Origin of the sequence: Mesorhizobium sp. M1A.F.Ca.IN.020.06.1.1, assembly GCF_004023265.1 — a bacterium.
Taxonomy (GTDB): Bacteria; Pseudomonadota; Alphaproteobacteria; order Rhizobiales; family Rhizobiaceae; genus Mesorhizobium.
This window is the reverse complement of sequence record NZ_RZSR01001399.1, coordinates 1-1,084: the sequence shown is the minus strand read 5'-3', so window position 1 is coordinate 1,084 and position 1,084 is coordinate 1. Positions and strand designations below refer to the sequence as shown.

General features: G+C 65.9%; 2 protein-coding genes. Both read left to right on the top strand.

Translation table 11 applies throughout. The annotated features are described in order from the left end of the window. Window positions 1–153: 153 nt before the first annotated feature. On the top strand, window positions 154–654 hold the full coding sequence (locus EOA60_RS34360; protein ID WP_127335246.1) for a hypothetical protein: 501 nt from the start codon (window positions 154–156) through the stop codon (window positions 652–654). Next, window positions 655–1,029 carry a DUF6527 family protein gene (locus EOA60_RS39445; RefSeq protein WP_128312696.1) on the top strand — a complete coding sequence of 125 codons (375 nt, stop codon included), beginning with the start codon at window positions 655–657 and terminating at the stop codon, window positions 1,027–1,029. The last annotated feature ends 55 nt before the right edge of the window (window positions 1,030–1,084 follow it).

Genomic DNA, 1,084 nt, shown 5'->3' with positions numbered 1-1,084 from the left:
GGCCCCGCAGCCTCGCGGCGGCAACGTGGTGCGCCTCACCGCGGCGCAGCGCGAGATCGCGGCGGCTTGCGGCATGACCGACGCGGAGTACGCCAAGCAGCTCCTCGCCATCCAGCGCGAAAACGGCGCGACAACCCACTGAGGATCACCCATATGGAAACCGAAATCGAACGCCGTGGCCCCGGCCGGCCGCGCAAGGAAGATGTTGCCGCACGCGCCGCCGCTCGATCCGGCCCGCTCCGGGAGCGCAAGCGCAAGGGCGGCCAGCTCAACGATCCGTTCCGCGTCGACAACATCCCGCCCGGCACATCCTACGAGTGGAAGCGCGTCACCACCTATGGCAAGAGCGATCCCTCCTACGACATCCTGATGCGCGAGCAGGGCTGGGAGCCGGTCGACGCATCCCGTCATCCCGAGCTCGTCGCCGACGGCCACAAGGGCGCCATCATCCGCGATGGCCTCATGCTCATGGAGCGCCCGATCGAACTGACGCAGGAGGCGCGCGACGAGGACCTCGCCGCCGCCCGCGAAGCGATCTCGGTCAAGAAACAGCAGCTGGGCGAAGCACCCGCAGGCACGCTGCCGCGCGATCACCAGAACGTGCGCCCGCAGCTGCGCACCACCTACGAATCGCTCCCGATCGACGACGAATAGATGGCCGCGCGTGGCATTCTCCGCACCGTCGAGGGCGGCCGGCTCATGTTCTGGTGCCCGGGCTGCAACGAGGCTCATGTCGTCACGGTGAGCGAAGGGCCAGGGCCTCGCTGGGGCTTCAACGGCGACTATGCCCGGCCGACCTTTACGCCCTCAGTTGTGGTCCAGAGCGGGCACTACGTGGCTGGACAGGAAGGCAAAACCTGCTGGTGCAAATATAACGCCGAACAGGTAGCGGCGGGAAAAGAGCCGGCACCGTTCAAATGCTCCGTCTGTCATTCATTTGTGACAGACGGTCAAATCCAGTTTCTTGCCGATTGCACCCATGCCTTGGCCGGTCAGACGGTCGAGCTGCACGCCTTCGACGAGAAATAGTTTCGTATCGCCGTGGCAGGCCGCCGCGGCTTCATCCCCGAGTAAAACTGCCGGG